Below are 19,568 nucleotides of genomic sequence, written 5' to 3' on the forward strand. Positions count from 1 at the left end.
CCACCACCACCGCGACCATCGCGGGAAGCATGAACGGCGCGCGGGCGAGCGCGGCCGCCACGGCGCCGGCTCCGACGAGGAGCGCGCCCGCGGCCCCGAGCCGGCGCGCGGGGCCCGCACCGTGGCGCACGGCGACCGTCCGGCGCCCTCCCTCGGCGTCCCCTGCCACGTCGCCGAGGTCCTTGACCACCGACCCGACCAGGGCCATCCAGGCGCTCATCACCACCGCGAACACCAGGCCCGCGGGGCTCAGTACGCCTCCCGCGGTGGCCGCGCCGCCGGCGAAGGACGTCCATCCGAGACCGAACACCACGGCGGCGCACGCGGTGGACCAGCGCTTGGCGGGAAACGGGGGCGCCGAGTAGAGCCATCCGAGCACCAGGAAGGCCGCGGTCCACAGGACGAGCCCGGGCACGAAGGCCGCCAGGACGAGGGAGCCGACGGCCGCGGCGGCGGTGAGCACCGCCGCCGTCCGCTCCGGCAGCGCACCGCACGCGATGGGACGCACCGATCCGTTGGCCCGGTCCTCCTTGACGTCCATCACACCGTTGAGCAGGTAGGCGGCCACCACGGCGAGCCACCACGACAGTGCCCCGGCGAGAAGCCGCGCGGGGCTCGCCAGGTGGTGGGGCGAAGAGGAGGCGGCGAACCCGATCAGGTAGCGCGTGACGAACACGACCTGGACCGTGGGGCGCGCCTCCACCAGGGCGAGGCGCAGGTGCCGCGGGCGGAGGCGGCCACGGGCCCCGGGGACGAAGTTGGCGTTGGCGATGTCGACCACACCTGCACGTTACGAGCGGCACGGTGTCATTTCCGGGCCGCGAAGCGCCTTTGCACCCAAGGGTGCACACGGTCGCCGCGCCCGGCGGGCTCGCCGCCACCGCGGCCCCGGACGACCGGGGGCCGCCGCGGTGCTCCCGCCGCTTCTTTCACAAGTCGGCGTTGTGCCGGGCGGGACGGCCGGTGCAGGGTGCAGGCGCCCCGGGTCCGCGCCCGGGGTGCCGAGGCCTTCCGGCGCGGCGGCAGCCGTCTTCGCCCGCGTCCGATCGCGTGGCGTCCGTCCCTCACAGGAGTACCCGTGTCCGTCGTCCCGAGCACCCACGTCGAGCTGCTCACCCGCCCGTTGTTCGGGCACCTCGGCACGCTGAGGGCCGACGGGGCACCGCAGGTGAACCCGGTGTGGTTCGAGTGGGACGGTGAGCGGTTGTGGTTCACGACCACCACCGACCGGTACAAGTACCGCAACATCGCCGGGGACCCGCGCGTCTCCCTGTCCGTCGACGACCCCGACCGGCCCTACCGGTACCTCGAGGTGCGCGGCGTCGTCGACACGGTGCGCAGGGACCCCTCGGCGCTCGGCTACCTCCGGCTGGCGGCGCGCTACGGGCTGGACGTGGACCGACCGGTGGGCGGCGTCGACGCCAACCGGGTCCTGCTGGGCCTCGTACCCCGTCACGCCACCTGCCAGTGATCCCGCCCACCCCGCCGTACGCGGCCCGCGGGCATGCGCTCCCGCCCCGTGTCGGTGCGCACCGACGGCCCGGGCGCGGCGGTCAGGCGGCCCGGCTCGGGGACGTCCCGGCGGGCACGGCGGTGGGGTGTTCCGTTCCGGTGAGGCACGCGAAGGCGTACGCCGCGGACACGAGGGTCATGTGGTGGTGCCAGCCCGGGTAGGAGCGCCCCTCGAAGTCCAGCAGGCCGTAGCGCCCCATGTCCCGTACGGCATGCCGCGTCCGTCGCGCGGTGCCCGCGAGGCCGAGGATCTCGCCGGCCCGGTGCCGGGCGAGGTCGGTGACGAAGTAGCGCGGGCCGCCCGGTTCGCCGGTCTCCTCGGCGATCAGGACGCAGGGCCGCCGCGCGGCGGGGAGGCCGCCGTGCGTGAGGCGGACGGCGCAGGTCCGCACGCGCGAGTGTCCTGCTCCGTCCGTCCCCGGCACGACTCCCGAGCCGAAGCCCGGCACGGCGGTGGTACGGCGCACGAGCCGGCTCGCCGCGACGGGCCCGCCGGCCCCGGCCGCCGGACGCAGCGGGGTGCTGCCGGGGATCTCGGCGACGAAGCCCGTGCCGAGCGCGAGCAGACCGGGCAGGAAGGAGGCGTCGTGGGGAACCTGCGTGAGGTCGGCCACGAGCGGGACGTCCCGGCGACCGGCGCGAGCGACCTGCGCGCGTACGAGGTCCAGCGCGCAGGCTCCCTCCGTGGGGGCCGCCGGCGCGTCCGGGATGCGGGCGGCCGTGCGCCGCGTCCCGTCGTCCTGCCAGTCGCCGGGCAGTGCCAGACGCCAGTCGACGGGGACGCAGGCACCGGCCGAGACCAGGAAGAGACCGATGCCCAACTGGCAGCTGAGCGTTCGGGCGGCGTCCGGGACGAAGCGGCGGTGCACCCCCGCCGAGGCGTTGCCCCGCTTCGGCAGCACGGCCGGTCCGAGGCTCCACGCGACAGGCGCCTGCCGCTCCTCGGCCCACTCGGCGAGCGCGTGGCGCACCGGATCCCACTCCCAGGGGCTGGCGTTGAGGAACTGCTGCAACGCCTGGGACGTGCTCGGGGATTGCGAGACGGCCGCGGCCATCCGGCGAAGTGACTTCTTGCCGGGGGTCACCAGAAGGCCCGTCATGTACTCCTTCGCGCGGGTGCGTTGGTCCGCCCGGGGCAGCTCGCCGAACAGCCGGTCGACCACCTCCGGCAGGAGTTCGTCGCCGCCCCCCGGGGCGCTCCTGTGGCGGCGGATGTCGGCGATGTCGCGCACAGCCATTCCCCTGACCCCTCTCGGTCCGATCCGTCACCACTAAACATAGAGAGCTCTCTCTTTTTTAGTCCAGGGGGAGACCGGACATCGCGCGACTTTGGCAAGTCCCGCACGGAGGGGCCGCCCGGCGCCACGGGCCGGCCGACCGGCACGACGGTGCGTCCGCCCGGCCCGACTCCGCTACGTCTTCGGCAGGTTGACCTGGTCCGACGACGCCGGCCCGCTGCACCATGCCCCTGACAGCGGTCCGCATCGGGCCGTCGCGGCACGGACACGGAGCTCCGATTCCCGCTCCCGGCGAGGGGAGGCGACAGGCCGGGGACGACCCCGGCCCCGCTCCCCCCACCGGACGGCGGACGGTCGCCACCGGTCCCCGCCCCGCGCCGCCTTCACTGCCGCACCCTCCGGCGGGACGGTTCGGGTGCACAGACCAGATCGGGGAAACGCAATGACGGGCCACATCGGGCAGTCTCGAGCCACGCGGACCCGCGACCGGCTCGTGGAGAGCTCGGCAGCGCAGTTCGCCCTGCGGGGCTACGACGGCACGTCGTTCGCCCGCATCTGCGAAGCGGCGGGCGTCACCATGGGCGCCCTCACCTTCCACTTCCCGAGCAAGGCCGCCCTGGCGCAGGCCGTGTGCACCACGGGGATCGAAGCGACCCGGGTCGTGGTCGACGATGCCGATCAGCGGGGCGGCACACCCCTGGAGTCCGTCGGCAACGTCACCCGGGCGGTGGCCGGCCTCCTGCGCGAACGCGGCGCCGCACAAGCCGCGGCGCGGCTCTCGCGCGAGCAGCCTCCGCTCCACATGGACTGGCGCGAAAGCTGGCTGCCGCTCGTCCGCACCCGCCTGCGTCAGGCGGCGGCCCTGAAACAACTGCACCCCACCACCCGGCCCGAATCCGCCGCGCTCCTGGTGAGCAGCCTGGTGGCCGGGGTCGAAGTGGGCCTTCTCTCGGAGCACGGAAACGCCGCCCCGCCCGCACCCGGCCCCCCGGGCCGGCTCGCCGAGTTGTGGCAGACGGCCCTGCGGGGCATCGGTGCCTGGCAGCACGAGGACCTCACCCACGCTCCCTGACTTCCGCCGCCGCCGCGTTCCGGTACCACGCCGCGGCCTCGTCGAGACGCGCCAGCGGACCGGGTCCCGGGTCCGTGCCCAGCACGTCCCACACACGCTCGCTCAGATAGGAGTGGTCGAGCGCGAGCAGCTCCAACTGGCGCTCGCCGTAGCGTCCTCGGGACCGCGCGAGCAGCGCACGGCACTCCTCCCAGTCGGCGCTGCCGCGGGCCGGGGCCACCAGCCCGTGGGCGCTCAGCGCGGCCCTGAGCCGGCCGGTGGACACGGGCTCGGGGTGGGCGGCGTGGTGAAGGCCCCGTACCGGTGTCCGGGCGGTGGCCGCGGCCCCTACGAGGCGCGCCAGGTCGCCGACGTCCACGAGGGACTGCAGCCCCCGGCCGCCGAGCCACTCGGGCGGCACCCGCCGTGCCAGTTCGCCGAGCGCGGGGACGACCCAGCGGTCCCCCGCGCCGAGCACGAGGTGGGGGCGCAGCACGAGGGCGCCCGCGGCCGCGGCGGGCGCCTCCGCAGCGAGGCGGGTACGGCTGGCCGGGGAGACCGGCGCCGCCTCGACGCCGTCGACGTCGATCCCGCGGTGCGGGCCGGCACCGTAGACGGCGGCCGTCGAGACGTGCACGATCCGCGGGATGCCGGCGGCGCGGGCGGCCGCCATGACGGCGCCGGTGCCCCGCAGGTTCACCGCGGCACACCGCTCCTCGTCGGCGCCCACGTACGAGACCGCGTGGACCAGGGCGTCCGCCCCGCGGAAGGCATCCGCCAGCGAGCCGGGTTCGGTGATGTCCGCCCGGACGTGCTCCACCGTGCCCCCGCCCGGCGCCGCCACCACCGCGCCGCGCGACAGCGCGCGTACCCGGACCGGCCGCCCGTCGGGACCCGTCCGGCCGGCGAGCCGCCGCAGCACCGCCGAACCGATGAACCCCGTGGCCCCCGTCAGGACGACCGTCCACGCCCTCACTCGGCCGCCCCGGCCGTCGCACTGGGCAGGCCGAGATGCGCGACGACCTCGGGGGGCGCGATCGCCGGCAAGAAGTAGGACCACAACTCCGCGATGCGCTCCTGGATGTCCTTGCGCCCGGTGCTGATCTGGGACAGCAACTGCGTCCCGCTGTACGCACCCACGAGCACGCGGGCGAACCCCGCGGGGTCCACCCCCTCGGAAAGCTGCCCCAGCGCCTGCGCCGCGAGCAGCTCCTCCTTGAAGACGTTGATCCACAACTGGTAGGCGGTGTCGTCCTGTACACCGAAGGAGCCCTGCTCGATCGCCAGGCGGACACCCGCGCGGAGCAGGACGTTCCGCTGCAACTCGCGTCCCAGCGCGAACGTCAGGTCGATCAGGTGCTGGAGGCCCTCCGACCTCTCCAGGCCGGGCAGGTCCTCGGCCTGTTCGCTCATCACCGCCTTCGCCAGGTCGTCCTTCGAAGCAAAGTGAAAGTAAAGAGCTCCCATGGTCGACCCGGCCCTCTTGACGATCTTCGTCGTACTCGTGCCGGCGTATCCGTGCAGGTCAAACTCTTCGGCGGCCGCCCTGACGATGGCCGCGCGCGTCTTCGCCGCGCGCTCCTGCTGTGGTGGCGTCATCCGAACTCCCTCGACAAAGAAACAGAGCGCTCTCTAGGTTATGCCTTGCCCGGCTGATGACCACAGCTGGACGACGTCAGCACAAGATCCCCTGGGGAGAGGTCTTTCCGTGACTGTCACCATCGTTGAACCCATGCGTCCCGCATCCGCCCTCAGAGCCGACGACCGGGCGCTCCCGCCCCTGACGGCCATCCCGCGCCAACTCGTCCACAAGGACACGCAGGCCGAGGTGCTGCTGTGCGGCTGGCAGCAGGACGGGGACGACACCTTCGCGATCCCGGCGCAGTGGCCCCGGTCGCACACCTTCTACCACCCGGCCCACGAGCTCTACGACCCGATGCTGTTCGCCGAGAGCGTCCGCCAGGCGATACCCCTGGTCAGCCACGTCGGTTACGGCGCACCCATGGACAACCGCCAGATCTGGGACCACTTCCGCTGCACCATCTTCCCCGAGGCGCTGCACCGCGGCCCGCGGCCGGCCGACTGCGACCTGCGGCTGACATGCACCGACGTCGTCAGACGCGCCGGCCGCCTCGGACGAACCACCATGCAGGCCACGGCTGTTCGCGGGGGACAGCGCGTGGGCATCGCGGAGACGCGGTTCAGCAACCACACACCGGCCATCTACCGGCGGCTGCGCGGGCCGCGCTGCGAGATCGCCCGGGCGACGGAGCACGCGGTCGCACTCCCGGCCCCGCTCGCGCCGGACGAGGTCGGGCGGATCAATCCGCAGGACGTCGTCCTCGCCCCCGGCGGATCGCACCGGCGCAGCCAGCTGCGCGTCGACACCACACACCCCGTGCTCTTCGACCACCCGGTCGACCACGTCCCCGGGATGATCCTGCTGGAAGCGGCCCGCCAGGCGGCCCACTCCGCACTGCGGCCCGACCCGACCGTCATGACGGGCATCGACGCCCGTTTCACCCAGTTCGTGGAATTCGACGCCCCCTGCTGGATCGAGGCGCACCCGGCAGCCACCTCCGCCGACGGCCACCGCACGGTGCACATCACGGCCCGCCAGGGCGACGTGATCCCGTTCACGGCGACGGTCACGGCGGTGGTCGTGGCTCGCTGAGGGGCTGCCTCGCTGCCGCAAAGGCGTACTGCGGCACTCAGCCGCCTTCGGCGTCGCATCGCGGAAACGGCGAAGAACACACCGACGGGCACGACATGTATGTGCCACCGAGTATCCCACCGCGGTGCCCGTCCGATACGGTCACGCATGCTCGGCCCCGGACACGCGTGTTCGGGGCCGAGCGACTGCCCAGACGGAAAGTTCCCCGCCCCGCTCGCCGCAGCCCCGAAGGCGGCCCACCTTCCTCGCTTCAGGCGGTCCACGCTCGCCGGAACCCAACCCGCTCCCCCGCACCGGTCAAGCCCTGACCGACAGGGACAACCTGACCCCGCCCCACCTGTCGCACCCCGCGCAGACGCGCCCGCCTGCTCCGGCGGCGTGCACGACGCGGCAGCGGCGGCATCACCATCCGCGACCGCGTCATCGGCCACGCCCACCGCGACCACGACCTGGTCGAAAGGGGCTCAGCCCCCGTCTCCCCGCTGTGCTGGGCCCTCTACTCGTAGCAGTTGCCGCTGCACAGCACGGTGACCGTGCCACCGTCGCCGGCCTGTGCGCGGGGGGGGACGTGACGGGGGGCGCTCGTGGCGGTCTTGCTGGTCTCCCGGGGCATCGGGGCAGCCATGGCCTGAGGGCCGAGAGCGGTGAGGACCGCGGCGCTGACCAACACGGCAGCCATCGCACGCTTGCACCGACGCATCCGAACTCCTTCAACGACGACAGGCCGGGCGTTCGACGGCCGACACACCCACGCACGGGCCGCCGCAGGGGCCACCACCCGCAGTCGGGCCGGCTGCGCGACCCCGCCCACACCCGCGGGAACGGGCCGGCTCAGTATCCCAGCGCGGCCGTCTCCGTGGCGAGTTTCTGGAACTGCCCGAGGTCGTAATTGGCCAGCGTCGCGTCGAGGTTGGTGAGCGCGCCGAGGTGCTCGACGAAGCCGTGCGGTTCGTACTCGATCTGGAGCGCGACCCGGCTCGTCGTGTCGCTGAGCCGGTGGAAGGTGACCACGCCCGCGTGGTGCACGCCCTCCGTCGTACGCCACGCGATCCTGTCCTCGGCGACGACCTCGGTGAGCTCGGCGACGAACAGCTTGTCGGCGCCCGGCAGCGACAGCTTCCACGCGAAGTGGCGCTCGTCGATGCGGTCGACGCGCTCCACGTGGTGCAGGAAGCGCGGCCAGCGCGTCACATCGCTCCACAGGTTCCAGCACACCGCGACCGGCACCGGCACGTCCACGGACTCCATCAGAGACGACGACACGAGGTGACCTCCCCATCGACATCGCGCGGCCCGACGGCCCGGTCCGCGCCCCGACAACATGTAGGACCCGGCTACCCGCGGCGCCCCGCGCCACACACCCGCGCGCCGCGTTCCGGCGCGGCCGGCGCGGTGCCACGGGCTGAGGACCCGTTACACCGCTGTCCACTCCCGGCACCACGTGCGTGTTGCCGGCCGCCGCCACGTCGCCTCGCGGGTCCGCACCAGATCAGCCCGCCACGGGGGTGCCCAGGCGGCTTCGGCCGCGCTTCATCCCGGCGACTGCTGCGGTGCTGCGGCGGCATGACGACTCCCAGGGGCCGCTTCGGGCGTCCTCCGTGGTGCCGATCGGCGCGGTGCAGCCGAGGCGGGCCCCGGTGTCGATCACAATCCCATCGGCAGTCGCCGCCCGCGGCCGGGCCCGGTGACGGCGTCCTGGCGCGGAGTCGAGCCCGCACGGGCCTCGTCGTAGCGCAGCGCCACCAGTCGAGCCAGCGCCGCGTGGGCGCCGAGCGGCCCCGATGCTCTGCCCGCCGCCGCGGCCTCCGCCTCGCGGGCGAAGAATCCGGGGCCGAGGAGGTATGGCGCGACCATGACGTCGTCGTGTCCCGCGGCGCGCAGCCCTGCCGCCGCCTCCGCGGGAGTGGGCCGCGCCGCGCTCAGAAACGCGGGGACGACGGGTGCGCCGAGTCGGGAGGACAGGTGTGTCGCGATCACCCGCGTCTCCCCGTTGGCACGGGCATCGCTCGAACCGGCCGCTGCCAGCACCACAGGACCGCCCTGCCTGCCGGACTCGGTGAGGCGGTCCGCGAGGGCTGTGACGAGCAGCGGGTGCGGCCCCAGCGCACTCGCCGTCCGCACCCGCAGGTGGCGCGGCGCGTCCGCGACCGCGCGGGGGATGTCCACCCGCACGTGGTGGCCCGCGCCGAGCAGAAGCGGAACAACGACGGTGTCGCGGCCGCCCAGCCCCGCCAGGGTCTCCTGGAGGCCCGGACCTGTCAGTCCGAGGTAGCACAGCCGGACATCGAGCCCGGGCCTCAGCGCCCGCACCTGGTCCACCAGCGCCTCGGTGACGGCCACGCCCGCCGGATCGCGCGTGCCGTGCGCCACGGCGACCAGCGAGGGCCCCATGTGGCCTGAGCGTCCCGTGCTCATGCGACCGCCAGTCGGTAGCCGCGCTTGGGGACCGTGCGGATCAGGTCACCGTGCGGTCCGAGCACCGCCCTCAGCCGCGCGACCGCCGCCTCCACCGCGTGCTCGTCCGCATCCGAGTCCCGCCATGCGCGCCGCAGCAGCTCCGCCCTGCTCAGTACCCAGCCGGGGTTCTCGGCCAGTGCTCTCAGCAGCGCCGCGGACTTGGGCGAGAGCTGCAGACGGTCGCCCGCCACCAGGAGCGCGTTGCCCTGGAGCACCAGCCGCCGACCCGCCACGTCCAGCTCCCTTCGCGAGCGGCTGGGAAGGGTCTCCACGAGCGTCCGCACGAGCGCGCCCAGCCTGCCACGGGCAGGCCACACCACTGGCAGCCCGAGGTCCAGCAGCGGCCGTCCGCAGATGGGCCCCACGGCCACCGGCAGTACGTCGCCGCGCATCGCGTCGACGACGGCGTCCCGCAGGCCTTCCTCATCGGCCGTGTTCAGGAAGGCGGCGATCGCCGGGGCGCTGGTGAAAGTCAGCGCGTGCACCTCCCGGCGGGCGGTCTGCTCCACGAGCCGCCGCACGGGGCCGGGGTCCTCCGGCGGCGCCCACCGGTATACGGGCACCGACACGACTTCGGCGCCCCGCTCCCGCAGCGCGACCGCGAACGCGTCGAGTGGTACACCGTGTTCCTGCACCGCGATCCTGCGCCCCGAAAGCGGCCTGGCCAGCAGCCACGTCAGCAGTTCGTCGGTGGCTTCGGAGCCCGGTGACCAGCCCTCGCGCAGTCCGCTCGCGCGCACCGCCCCGGTCGCCTTCGGGCCACGCGTGAAGACCACCGCGTCCCGGCACGCGGCGGCAAGGGCGGGGCCCAGGCCCCAGCCCTCGGCGGCGCTCATCCAACCGCGCCAGCCGATGCCGGTCGTGGCGACGACGTAGTCAAGGGGGGCCTCCAGACAGAGCCGGGTGGCGCGGCGCAGCGCGATGTCGTCCTCCAGCGGCAGGATGCGGAGCGCGGGTGCCTCCACCACCTCCGCCCCGCGGCGTACGAGCAGCGCGACCAGCTCGTCGCGCCGGCGTGCGGCGGTCACCCCCACGGTGAAACCGGTGAGGGGAGCCTCGCCGAAGGCCGCGTCCGGGTCGGGCTCAGTGGCAGTTCCCATGGGCGAAGGCTCGACTGCCGGCGTTTCCCCCACGTTGCTGCACGGTCTCGCAGACGTAAGCGAACCACCCTGGTCGTCACGGCGGATGACGGCGGGCCCACACCGCCCCCACAGCCGTGTGAGGGAGGCGTACCGCTGTGGCAACACGGCGGACCCTGAGGCGTAACCCCCCTCGCCCAGTCTCGGCGCCATGGACGAAACGGCCACGGACACCCACTGCCCGTACTGCTCGTTGCAGTGCGGCATGCGCCTCGACACCGCCGACGGCGGGGCGACGTGAGGGAGCGGCCCGACTTCCCCGTCAACCGGGGTGCCCTGTGCGGGAAGGGCCGGACGGCCGCGGCCGTTCTCACGTCCGCCGCACGGCTGTCCACCCCGCTCGTACGCGACAGGAGGGGCGGCGAACTGCGTCCCGCCACCTGGGACGAGGCGCTGGACCGTGCCGCCGCGGGGTTCGACGCGGCTCGCACCGCCTACGGGCCCGATGCCGTGGGCGTGTTCGGCGGAGGCGGGCTCACCAACGAGAAGGCCTATCAGCTGGGCAAGTTCGCCCGGATCGCCCTCGGCACGGCGAACATCGACTACAACGGCCGTTTCTGCATGGCGTCCGCGGCCAGCGCGCACCAGCTCGCGTTCGGGCTCGACCGGGGTCTGCCCTTCCCCCTGCAGGACATCCCCGGCACCGACTGCCTGGTCCTCGTCGGTGCCAACCCCGCGGAGACCATGCCGCCCGCCGTCCGCTACCTCCGCGAACTGCGCGAGCGCGGCGGCACGCTGATCGTGGTCGACCCCCGCCGTACCCGCACTGCCGAACTGGCCGACCTGCACCTCGCGAACCGGCCCGGCAGCGACCTGGCCCTCGCCCTCGGACTGCTGCACCACGTGATCGCCGACGGGTACGTCGACGACGAGTTCGTCGCTGCCCGCACCACTGGCTGGAACGGGGCACGCGCCGCCGCCATGGCGCACTGGCCCGAGCGGGTCGAGCGGCTGACCGGCGTACCGGGCCCCCGTCTCCGCGAGGCGGCACGGCTGTTCGGCCGCGCCCGCACCGGCATGGTCCTCACCGCGCGCGGGGCGGAGCAGCACAGCAAGGGCACCGACACCGTCGGCGCATGGATCGACCTGTGCCTCGCGACGGGCAAGGCGGGCCGGCCCTACAGCGGTTACGGCTGTCTGACGGGACAGGGAAACGGGCAGGGCGGCCGGGAGCACGGTCAGAAGGCCGACCAACTGCCCGGCTATCGTTCCCTGGAGGACCCTGCGGCCCGCGCTCACGTCGCCGGTGTCTGGGGCGTCGACCCCGACAGGCTGCCGCGCCCCGGACGTTCGGCCTACGAACTCCTGGACACGCTCGGACGCGAAGGGGGCGCCCGCGCCCTGCTGTTGATGGGCTCCAACCCCGTCGTCTCCGCGCCGCGGGCCGAGCACGTCACCGAACGGCTCCACGCCCTCGACCTGCTCGTCGTCAGCGACCTCGTGCTCTGCGAGACCGCCGCACTCGCCGACGTGGTTCTGCCGTCCGCGCAGTGGGCGGAGGAGACCGGTACCACCACCAACCTGGAGGGCAGGGTCATCCTCCGGCAGCGTGCCCTGCGGCCGCCGGAAGGTGTCCGCACCGACCTCTGGATCCTGCGCGAGCTCGCCGACCGCCTCGGCACCCACGAGGGTTTTCCCGACGACCCCGAGGAGGTCTTCGAGGAACTCCGCCGCGCCTCTGCCGGCGGACCCGCCGACTACTCGGGCATCAGCTACCGACGCATCCGGGAGACCGACGGGGTGTTCTGGCCCTGTCCCGACGACGATCACCCCGGCACGCCCCGCCTGTTCCTGGAGCGCTTCGCGACCCCGGACGGTCGCGCCCGGTTCGCGGCCGTCACGCACCGGCCCGCCGACGAGGAGCCCGACGCGGCCTTCCCGCTGTACCTGACGACGGGCCGGGTCCTCGCGCAGTACCAGAGCGGCGCGCAGACGCGCAGGGTCGCCGCGCTCAACCGGGCCGCCCCCGGGCCCTTCGTGGAACTGCACCCGCGCCTCGCCCGGGGCCTCGGCATCACCGAGGGCGACCTGCTCGCCGTCACCAGCCGCCGCGGCACGGCAGTGGCACCCGCCAGGATCACAGAAACGATCAGATACGACACGGTCTTCATGCCCTTCCACTGGCCGGGAGAGGGCCGCGCCAATACGCTCACCAACCCGGCGCTCGACCCGACTTCGAAGATGCCCGAGTTCAAGCTGTGCGCCGTACGTGTCGAACGCGCGCAGGCGCAGGGCGCTGAGAGGGCGGCGTCGTGAGACGCCCGAGGATCGCCGTCGTCGGCGCGGGCATGGCGGCCGCGCGCTTCGCGGAGAGGTACGGGGCCCTCGGCGGCACGGGAACCGTCACGCTCTACGGTGCGGAAGCCCAACGCCCCTACAACCGCGTGCTGCTCGCGGACGTGCTCACCGGCCGCCTCACGCCCGGGGACATCGCTCTGCCGACGGGCGCCGCACGCACCAGTACCCGCGCCGAGGTCGTCGCCGTCGCCACCGCCGCGCACACCCTGGCCCTGCGCGGCGGGGCCACCGAGGAGTGGGACGTGCTGGTCCTCGCGACCGGCGCCAACCCGGTACTCCCGCCCATCCGCGGCGTTCGGCGCGCCGACGGCACGGGACTCGCCCGCGGCGTGCACGCGCTGCGGTCCCTCGCCGACTGCGTCGCCCTTGCCGAGGACGCCGCCCGGGCACGCCGCGCCGTGGTGATCGGTGGCGGAGTGCTCGGGGTCGGCACGTCCCGTGCGCTGGCGGTGCTCGGCTGCGAGGTCGAGATCGTCCACCAGGGGCCGCACCTGACGGAGCGCCACCTCGACGCGGACGCAGCGCACGTGCTCGGCGCCGGGCTCGCGGCGCTCGGCGTCGAGTCCTACACGATGAACCGGGCCCGCGCGGTCCATTGCGCCGCGGGAACGGGCAGGGTGAGCGCCGTCGAGCTGGCGAGCGGCTACCGGCTCGACTGCGACCTGGTCGTCCTGGCCTGCGGAGTCCGCCCTCGTACGGCTCTCGCGCACGCGGCCGGACTCGCCGTGCGCTGCGGAGTGGTCGTCGACGACACCCTCGCGACCTCCGCGCCCGACGTGTACGCGATCGGCGACTGCGCCGAGCATGCCGGAACCGTCCACGGGCTTTCCGCCCCTGCCTGGGACCAGGCCGACGCCCTCGCCGCCCGGCTCTCCGGCACCGGCCCTGACACGCGGTACACCGGATCACGCCCGCTCGCCCGGCTGACAGCCGGTCCACTCGAGTACGCCGCTTTCGGCGAGGTCGACGAGGCCGCGGACCCCGCACTCGACGTCCTGCGGCTCTCCGACGCCACGCGCGGCAGCTACAAGAAGCTCCTGCTGCGCGAGGAACGCCTCGTCGGCGCCGTCCTCGTCGGCGACGTGTCGACCGTGGACGCCTTGGCCGACGCGTACCGTCTCGGCCGACCTGTCACGGACGAGCCCCTGCACCTGCTTGTAGCGGGCGGGTGACCCGCACCGCCCGCGCGCCGGCCGCGCCGCCGCACGAGCCCCGGCCGCAGACCACCGACCGCGACACCAAGGAGCCCACGATGACCCCGCACCCGGCCTCCCCGGCATCCCCTCCCGACGACCGGCGGCACGTCGTCCTCGTCGGCCACGGAATGGTCGGCCAGCGCTTCCTCGAAGCCCTGGTCGGCCTGCCGGACGCGGGTGGCCTGCGCATCACCGTACTCGCCGAGGAACCCAGGCCCGCCTACGACCGGGTTCACCTGACCAGCTGGTTCTCCGGCACCAGCGCTGACGAACTGTCGCTGTGCCCGCCGGGGTTCGCCGAGGAGCACGACATCACGCTCCACCTCGGCGACCCGGTGGCTGCCCTCGACCGCGCGGCGCGCACGGTCACCACCGAGCGCGGCCGCACCCTCCCCTACGACACGCTCGTTCTCGCCACCGGCTCCTTCCCGTTCGTCCCGCCCGTGCCCGGCAAGGACGCGGCGGGCTGCCACGTCTACCGCACCATCGAGGACTTGGAAGCCATCCTTTCCGACACGGCGCACGCCTCCGTGGGAGCGGTCGTCGGCGGCGGCCTGCTCGGCCTCGAAGCAGCCGGCGCGCTGCGGGCCTTGGGCCTTGAGACCCATGTCGTCGAGTTCGCGCCCCGCCTGATGGCGATCCAGGTGGACGACGGAGGCGGGGCGCTGCTGCGCCGCAAGATCGAGGACCTCGGGGTCCGGGTCCACACCGGCTCGGGCACCCGGGCCGTCGAGACGCGCGAGGACGGACGGGTCCGTGCCATGACCCTCTCCGACGGCAGCGAACTCGCCGTCGACCTCGTGATCTTCTCCGCCGGAGTGCGCCCCCGCGACCAGCTCGCCCGGGAGTGCGGCCTGCCCGTGGGAGAGCGCGGCGGCATCGTCGTCGACGAGCTCTGCCGCACCGGGGACCCCCGGGTCTTCGCCATCGGGGAGTGCGCCCTGGCCCCCGACTGCCGGGTGTACGGGCTCGTCGCCCCCGGCTACGCGATGGCCGAGACCGCCGCCCGCGCGATCGCCGGCGGAGACCCCACGGCCTTCACCGGCGCCGACACGTCCACCAAGCTCAAACTGTTCGGCGTCGACGTCGCCAGCTTCGGCGACGCGCACGGCACCACCGAGGGTGCCCTCGACGTCCTCTACAGCGACAGCCGCGCCGGCGTATACCGCAAGCTCGTCATCGGACGCGACGGCCGGCTGCTCGGGGGCGTCCTCGTCGGCGACACCGAGTCCTACGGGCTTCTGCGCCCCCTCGCCCAGGCGGGCGAGCCCCTCAGGACCGCCCCCGAGAAGCTCGTGCTGCCCGCGGGACTCGGCGCTCCGACCGGGCCGGTGGAGCTGCCCGACGACGCGGTCGTCTGCTCCTGCCACAACGTCACCAAGGGACGGATCAGGGCCGCGGTCACCGAGGACGGGTGCGGCAGCGTCGCCGAGGTCAAGAAGTGCTCCCGGGCCGGCACCGGTTGCGGCTCCTGCGTGAAGACGCTCGGCACCATCGTGAACGACGAACTGGCCGCGAGCGGCGTCGCCGTCGCCCCCGGCCTGTGCGAGCACTTCACCCATACGCGAGCCGAGCTCTACGACATCGTCCGTGTCAAGGGAATCGCGACCTTCTCCCGGCTCATCGAGGAGCACGGCACCGGCGAGGGCTGCGACCTCTGCAAGCCCACCGTGGCCTCGATCCTCGCGCAGCTCGGTGGCGGCCACATCCTCGACGGTGAACAAGCCGCGCTCCAGGACACCAACGACCATTTCCTCGCCAACCTCCAACGCAACGGTTCCTACTCGGTCGTGCCCCGCGTGCCCGGCGGCGAGATCACCCCGGAGGGACTGATCGTCATCGGCGAGATCGCCCGCGACCACGGCCTTTACACGAAGATCACCGGTGGGCAGCGCATCGACATGTTCGGGGCGAGCGTCGATCAGCTGCCCGCCATCTGGGCCCGCCTCGTCGAGGCGGGCTTCGAGTCGGGACATGCGTACGGCAAGTCGCTGCGCACCGTGAAGTCGTGTGTGGGCGAGGCCTGGTGCCGGTACGGCGTGCAGGACTCCGTCGGCCTCGCCGTCGAACTGGAGCTGCGCTACCGGGGTCTGCGCTCTCCCCACAAGCTCAAGTCGGCCGTCTCCGGCTGCGCACGGGAGTGCGCAGAGGCCCAGGGCAAGGACTTCGGCGTCATCGCCACCTCCTCCGGGTGGAACCTGTACATCGGCGGCAACGGCGGCATGACACCCCGGCACGCAGACCTGCTGGCGCAGGACCTGGACCGGGACGCGCTGATCAGGACCATCGACCGGTTCCTCATGTACTACATCCGCACCGCCGACCGGCTGGAACGCACCGCGAGCTGGCTGGAGCGCATCGAAGGCGGCCTGGACCACGTGCGCGCAGTCGTCATGGACGACTCGCTGGGCATCTGCGCCGACCTCGACCGGATGATGGCCCGGCACGTCGAGGGGTACGAGGACGAATGGGCCGCCACCCTCGCCGACCCCGACCGGGTCCGCAGGTTCACCTCGTTCGTCAACGCGCCCGGGACGCCCGATCCGGCCGTCACCTTCGTCCCCGAGCGAGGCCAGATCCGGCCTGCACGCGAGGACGAACCGGACCGGTCGCCCGGCCCTGTACTCGTCGGCCGCGCGCGACTGGAGGTTCGCACCGCATGAATCAGACGTCCACGGCCCCGGCGACGGCCGCCGACCTCGTTGAGATCCACGACGGTGCGCGATGGCACGGCGTCTGCGCCTACGACGACCTCGTCGCAGGGCGCGGCGTCGCCGTCCTGCTCGGTACCGAGCAGATCGCCCTGTTCAAGGACCGCGGCGGCGCTCTGTGGGCGGTCGGCAACAAGGACCCGTTCAGCGGTGCCCACGTGCTCTCGCGTGGACTCATCGGCAGCCGCGACGGCGCCCCCACTCTCATCTCACCCATGTACAAGCAGGTCTTCGACCTCCGCGACGGCCGGTGTGTCGACGAGGACACCGCCCCCGACGGGTCGCCCGCCGCGCTGCGGGTGTGGCCGACACGCCGGGCGCCCCAGGCCGGGCGAGCTACTGACGCTCCGTTCGAGGACACGACAGGGGACACACCGTGACCACGCTCACACCACCGCGAGGACCGGTCGAGGAGCGGGCGGTACGCACACGCACCCTCACCGACTGGCGCCCTGAGGACGAGAAGTTCTGGCGGCGGACGGGTGCGAAGACCGCCCAGCGCAACCTGGTCCACTCCGTACTCACCGAGCACATCGGGTTCTCCGTGTGGAGCCTGTGGTCGGTGCTGGTCCTCTTCCTGGGGCCCGAGTACCACATCGACCCCGCACAGAAGTTCACCCTGACGGCCCTGCCGACCGCCCTCGGCGGTGCACTGCGCCTGCCCTACACCTTCGCCGTGGCACGCTTCGGCGGCCGCAACTGGACAGTGTTCAGCGCCCTGCTGCTGCTCGTGCCGACGGGGCTCGCCGGCCTGCTGCTCGCGCCTGGCGTGTCGTACGGGGCCCTTCTCGCGCTCGCCTGCGTATCGGGCGTTGGCGGCGGCAACTTCGGTTCGTCCATGGCCAACATCAACGCCTTCTACCCCCAGCGGCTCAAGGGCTGGGCCCTCGGCATCAACGCCGGAGGAGGCAACCTCGGTGTGCCCGTCGTCCAGTTGGTGGGGCTGCTGGTGCTGGCGACGGCCGGCGCGGCTCACCCCCGGGTGCTCGTCCTGGTCTACATTCCGCTGATCGTGCTCGGCGCACTGGCGGCCGCGCTCCGGATGGACAACCTGCGGATCGACGGCGCCGCGACGGGCCGCGACGGGTGGCGCGCGCTGGGCGAGGTCGCGCGGCGGCGGCACAGCTGGGTGCTCGCGGCCCTGTACACCGGCACGTTCGGCTCGTTCATCGGTTTCGGCTTCGCATTCGGGCAGGTGCTCCAGGTGCAGTTCGCCGGGCAGTTCGACACACCGGTGAAGGCCGCGTACCTGACGTTCCTCGGACCACTGCTCGGCTCGCTGACCCGACCGGTCCGCGGCAGGATGGCAGACCGCTGGGGCGGTGCCCGGGTGACGCTCGGGACGTTCCTCGCGATGGCGGTGGGGGCCGTGCTGGTCCTGGTCGCCTCGGGGACGGGCTCGCTGCCGCTGTTCGTGGCGGGCTTCGTCTCGCTGTTCCTGCTGAGCGGGGTGGGCAACGGCTCCACTTACAAGATGATCCCGGCCGTATGCCTGGCCGAAGCCGGTGCCGAGGCGGCAGGCCGCCGACTTCCGCCCGACGCCGTGGAGCGCACCGCCCACAGGCGGGCCACCGCGCTCATCGGGCTGGCGGGGGCCGTCGGTGCGTTCGGCGGGGTCTTCGTCAACTTCGCCTTCCGCGAGGCGTTCCTGACCAGCCGCAGCGGCGACACGGCCTACCTCTCCTTCCTCGCCGCGTACGCCGTGTGCGCCGTGCTGATATGGGCGGTGTACATACGCCGCCGCTGACCGGGCGCATCCTCCGCCACCGTGTCCACTGCTCGACGACCTGCGCTACGGCGACTGCCTGACCACGCCGGCACCGCGAGAACGGCTGGTGACCCGACGCTCTCCACGTCTCCGGCCCTCTGCGGCCAGGGCTTTCAGGGGCGCTCGGGTGCGGACTGGTACACGTCGGGGATCCCGTCGTGGTCGGCGTCGGCCTCCTCCTCCGCGCACAGGCGCCGGTAGAGGCGGTTGCGCCAGCGCAGGACGATCGCGGCCAGCACGGCAGAGGTGAGCGAGCCGAGCAGAATCGCGGTCTTGAGGTGGTTCTCGCGGGGTGTACCGGAGGTGAAGGCCAGTTCGCCGATCAGCAGGGAGACGGTGAAGCCGACCCCGGCCAGCAGGGAGACGCCCAGGACGTCCCACCAGGACAGGTCGCTGTCCAAGGTGGCGCGTGTGAAGCGGGCCAGCAGATACGTCGACCCGAACACGCCGACGAGCTTGCCCACGACCAGGCCCAGACCCACACCGAGTCCGACGGGGTCGGCCACCGTGGGCCCCAATCCGCCGGAGAGGGACACGCCTGCCGACACCAGGGCGAACAGCGGCACCGCGAGGCCTGCGGAGACCGGTCGCCAGCGGTGCTCGAACCGCTCCGAGAGGCTTGCCTCCTCACGCTCTCCGGCGACCGCCGGCACGGCGAAGCCGAGGAGCACACCGGCGATCGTGGCATGGACCCCCGAGGCGTGCATCAGCGCCCAGGCCACCACGCCCAGCGGACCCAGCAGCCACCAGTGCGTGATCCTGCGGCGGGCCAGGGCCGCGAAGAGCGCGATGACGGCGACGGAGCCGACCAGTGGCCAGACGCTGATGCGGCCGGCGAAGAACACGGCGATCACCACCACCGACAACAGGTCGTCCACCACCGCCAACGTCAGCAGGAACGAGCGGAGCCCGGCCGGCAGATGGGTGTTGATGATCGCGAGGACGGCCACCGCGAAGGCGATGTCGGTCGCCATCGGCACGGCCCAGCCCCGCAGGCTCCCGCCGGCGATCGTGGTGTTGACGAGGGTGTAGACGAGGATCGGGCCGATCATCCCGCCGACCGCCGCGATGATCGGCAAGGCTGCCCGGCTCGGGGAACGCAGGTCCCCCACGACGAACTCCCGCTTGAGCTCCAGCCCGACGACGAAGAAGAACACGGCCAGCAGACCGTCCGAGGCCCACTCGCCCACGCTCAGGTGCAGGTGCAGTCCCTCCGGCCCGAAGGTCGCGCCGACGAAGCGGGCGTATGCGGCTTTCCAAGGGGTGTTCGCCCACACCAGCGCGGCCACCGCTCCGGCGAGCAGCAGCAGTCCGCCGACCGTCTCGCTGCGCAGGACGCCGGCGACCGCCTGCGCCTGTGCCCAGCCGGGCCGGAGGAACAGGCGGGTGGAACGGCGGCTGGACGGGGGCGGTGGAGCGTCGGACACGAGGTCTCCCGGTGAGAGGACAGACGGAACATCTCGCCGACCAGACTTCCCGGCACACCAAGGTGACCTTATCGCTTCCTCGACGGACCGCGGCGCC

16 protein-coding genes and 1 pseudogene are annotated in these 19,568 nt (G+C 73.2%); 8 read left to right on the forward strand and 9 right to left on the reverse strand.

The annotated features are described in order from the left end of the window. Positions 1 to 781: UbiA family prenyltransferase (locus L1885_RS00470; protein ID WP_235794883.1), on the reverse strand; the 781-nt coding region annotated here is incomplete at its 3' end. A 297-nt stretch (positions 782 to 1,078) separates the two neighbouring features. Here L1885_RS00470 and L1885_RS00475 point away from each other — a divergent pair. Beyond that, the gene (locus L1885_RS00475; RefSeq protein ID WP_235794884.1) at positions 1,079 to 1,471 is read left to right on the forward strand and encodes a PPOX class F420-dependent oxidoreductase; all 393 of its coding nucleotides are present in this window, start codon (positions 1,079 to 1,081) and stop codon (positions 1,469 to 1,471) included. Between the two features lie 82 nt (positions 1,472 to 1,553). On the opposite strand, the gene L1885_RS00480 is transcribed toward L1885_RS00475, so the two are convergent. Beyond that, the gene (locus L1885_RS00480; RefSeq protein WP_235794885.1) at positions 1,554 to 2,750 is read right to left on the reverse strand and encodes an IS701 family transposase; all 1,197 of its coding nucleotides are present in this window, start codon (positions 2,748 to 2,750) and stop codon (positions 1,554 to 1,556) included. Positions 2,751 to 3,192: 442 nt separating this feature from the next. On the opposite strand from L1885_RS00480, the gene L1885_RS00485 reads away from it, so the two are divergent. Then, positions 3,193 to 3,822, forward strand: coding sequence for a TetR family transcriptional regulator (locus L1885_RS00485; RefSeq protein WP_235794886.1), 630 nt, complete (start codon positions 3,193 to 3,195; stop codon positions 3,820 to 3,822). Here L1885_RS00485 and L1885_RS00490 read toward each other — a convergent pair. After that, positions 3,806 to 4,777, reverse strand: a complete 972-nt coding sequence (locus tag L1885_RS00490; protein ID WP_235794887.1) for an NAD-dependent epimerase/dehydratase family protein — start codon at positions 4,775 to 4,777, stop codon at positions 3,806 to 3,808. The two genes, L1885_RS00485 and L1885_RS00490, sit on opposite strands and share 17 nt — an antisense overlap. Then, a complete protein-coding gene (locus tag L1885_RS00495) occupies positions 4,774 to 5,400 on the reverse strand; it encodes a ScbR family autoregulator-binding transcription factor (RefSeq protein WP_235794888.1) in 627 nt (208 codons plus the stop codon). Before L1885_RS00495 ends, L1885_RS00490 begins: the two co-directional genes overlap by 4 nt. A 133-nt stretch (positions 5,401 to 5,533) precedes the next feature. On the opposite strand from L1885_RS00495, the gene L1885_RS00500 reads away from it, so the two are divergent. Next, positions 5,534 to 6,475, forward strand: a complete 942-nt coding sequence (locus L1885_RS00500) for a ScbA/BarX family gamma-butyrolactone biosynthesis protein (RefSeq protein WP_235794889.1) — start codon at positions 5,534 to 5,536, stop codon at positions 6,473 to 6,475. 496 nt (positions 6,476 to 6,971) lie between these two features. Here L1885_RS00500 and L1885_RS00505 read toward each other — a convergent pair whose 3' ends face one another. From L1885_RS00505 to L1885_RS00520, 4 genes are all read right to left on the reverse strand, one after another. Further along, positions 6,972 to 7,154, reverse strand: a complete 183-nt coding sequence (locus tag L1885_RS00505) for a hypothetical protein (protein ID WP_235794890.1) — start codon at positions 7,152 to 7,154, stop codon at positions 6,972 to 6,974. A gap of 152 nt (positions 7,155 to 7,306) precedes the next feature. Continuing rightward, positions 7,307 to 7,738, reverse strand: coding sequence for an SRPBCC family protein (locus L1885_RS00510; protein WP_235794891.1), 432 nt, complete (start codon positions 7,736 to 7,738; stop codon positions 7,307 to 7,309). A 381-nt stretch (positions 7,739 to 8,119) separates the two neighbouring features. Further along, positions 8,120 to 8,890, reverse strand: coding sequence for a sirohydrochlorin chelatase (locus L1885_RS00515; protein WP_235794892.1), 771 nt, complete (start codon positions 8,888 to 8,890; stop codon positions 8,120 to 8,122). Then, positions 8,887 to 10,032, reverse strand: a complete 1,146-nt coding sequence (locus L1885_RS00520) for a uroporphyrinogen-III synthase (RefSeq protein WP_235794893.1) — start codon at positions 10,030 to 10,032, stop codon at positions 8,887 to 8,889. Before L1885_RS00520 ends, L1885_RS00515 begins: the two co-directional genes overlap by 4 nt. Positions 10,033 to 10,222: 190 nt before the next feature. Between L1885_RS00520 and L1885_RS00525 the strand changes: the two are divergent. The 5 genes and pseudogenes from L1885_RS00525 (at position 10,223) to L1885_RS00545 (ending at position 18,023) form a co-directional block, all read left to right on the forward strand. Then, positions 10,223 to 12,327: pseudogene (locus tag L1885_RS00525) on the forward strand (molybdopterin oxidoreductase family protein). Next, a complete protein-coding gene (locus tag L1885_RS00530; RefSeq protein WP_235794894.1) occupies positions 12,324 to 13,541 on the forward strand; it encodes an NAD(P)/FAD-dependent oxidoreductase in 1,218 nt (405 codons plus the stop codon). The pseudogene L1885_RS00525 and the gene L1885_RS00530 overlap by 4 nt, the downstream one beginning before the upstream one ends. A gap of 80 nt (positions 13,542 to 13,621) precedes the next feature. Next, on the forward strand, positions 13,622 to 16,228 hold the full coding sequence (gene nirB, locus L1885_RS00535; RefSeq protein WP_235794895.1) for a nitrite reductase large subunit NirB: 2,607 nt from the start codon (positions 13,622 to 13,624) through the stop codon (positions 16,226 to 16,228). Continuing rightward, on the forward strand, positions 16,225 to 16,656 hold the full coding sequence (gene nirD, locus L1885_RS00540; protein ID WP_235794896.1) for a nitrite reductase small subunit NirD: 432 nt from the start codon (positions 16,225 to 16,227) through the stop codon (positions 16,654 to 16,656). The genes nirB and nirD overlap by 4 nt, the downstream gene beginning before the upstream one ends. Next, complete coding sequence (locus tag L1885_RS00545; RefSeq protein ID WP_235794897.1) at positions 16,653 to 18,023, forward strand: MFS transporter; 1,371 nt, start codon at positions 16,653 to 16,655, stop codon at positions 18,021 to 18,023. The genes nirD and L1885_RS00545 overlap by 4 nt, the downstream gene beginning before the upstream one ends. A 134-nt stretch (positions 18,024 to 18,157) precedes the next feature. Here L1885_RS00545 and nhaA read toward each other — a convergent pair whose 3' ends face one another. After that, on the reverse strand, positions 18,158 to 19,471 hold the full coding sequence (nhaA, locus tag L1885_RS00550; protein ID WP_235794898.1) for a Na+/H+ antiporter NhaA: 1,314 nt from the start codon (positions 19,469 to 19,471) through the stop codon (positions 18,158 to 18,160). Positions 19,472 to 19,568 lie beyond the last annotated feature (97 nt).

The organism is Streptomyces fuscigenes, from assembly GCF_021556455.1.
Taxonomy (GTDB): Bacteria; Actinomycetota; Actinomycetes; order Streptomycetales; family Streptomycetaceae; genus Streptomyces; species Streptomyces fuscigenes.

Bases quoted from the DNA above. Each gene is read 5' to 3' on its own strand.
- L1885_RS00480 (WP_235794885.1), bottom strand. From the start codon at position 2,750: ATGGCTGTGCGCGACATCGCCGACATCCGCCGCCACAGGAGCGCCCCG.
- L1885_RS00485 (WP_235794886.1), top strand. From the start codon at position 3,193: ATGACGGGCCACATCGGGCAGTCTCGAGCCACGCGGACCCGCGACCGG.
- L1885_RS00495 (WP_235794888.1), bottom strand. From the start codon at position 5,400: ATGACGCCACCACAGCAGGAGCGCGCGGCGAAGACGCGCGCGGCCATC.
- L1885_RS00500 (WP_235794889.1), top strand. From the start codon at position 5,534: ATGCGTCCCGCATCCGCCCTCAGAGCCGACGACCGGGCGCTCCCGCCC.
- L1885_RS00505 (WP_235794890.1), bottom strand. From the start codon at position 7,154: ATGGCTGCCGTGTTGGTCAGCGCCGCGGTCCTCACCGCTCTCGGCCCT.
- L1885_RS00515 (WP_235794892.1), bottom strand. From the start codon at position 8,890: ATGAGCACGGGACGCTCAGGCCACATGGGGCCCTCGCTGGTCGCCGTG.
- L1885_RS00520 (WP_235794893.1), bottom strand. From the start codon at position 10,032: ATGGGAACTGCCACTGAGCCCGACCCGGACGCGGCCTTCGGCGAGGCT.
- nirB (WP_235794895.1), top strand. From the start codon at position 13,622: ATGACCCCGCACCCGGCCTCCCCGGCATCCCCTCCCGACGACCGGCGG.
- nirD (WP_235794896.1), top strand. From the start codon at position 16,225: ATGAATCAGACGTCCACGGCCCCGGCGACGGCCGCCGACCTCGTTGAG.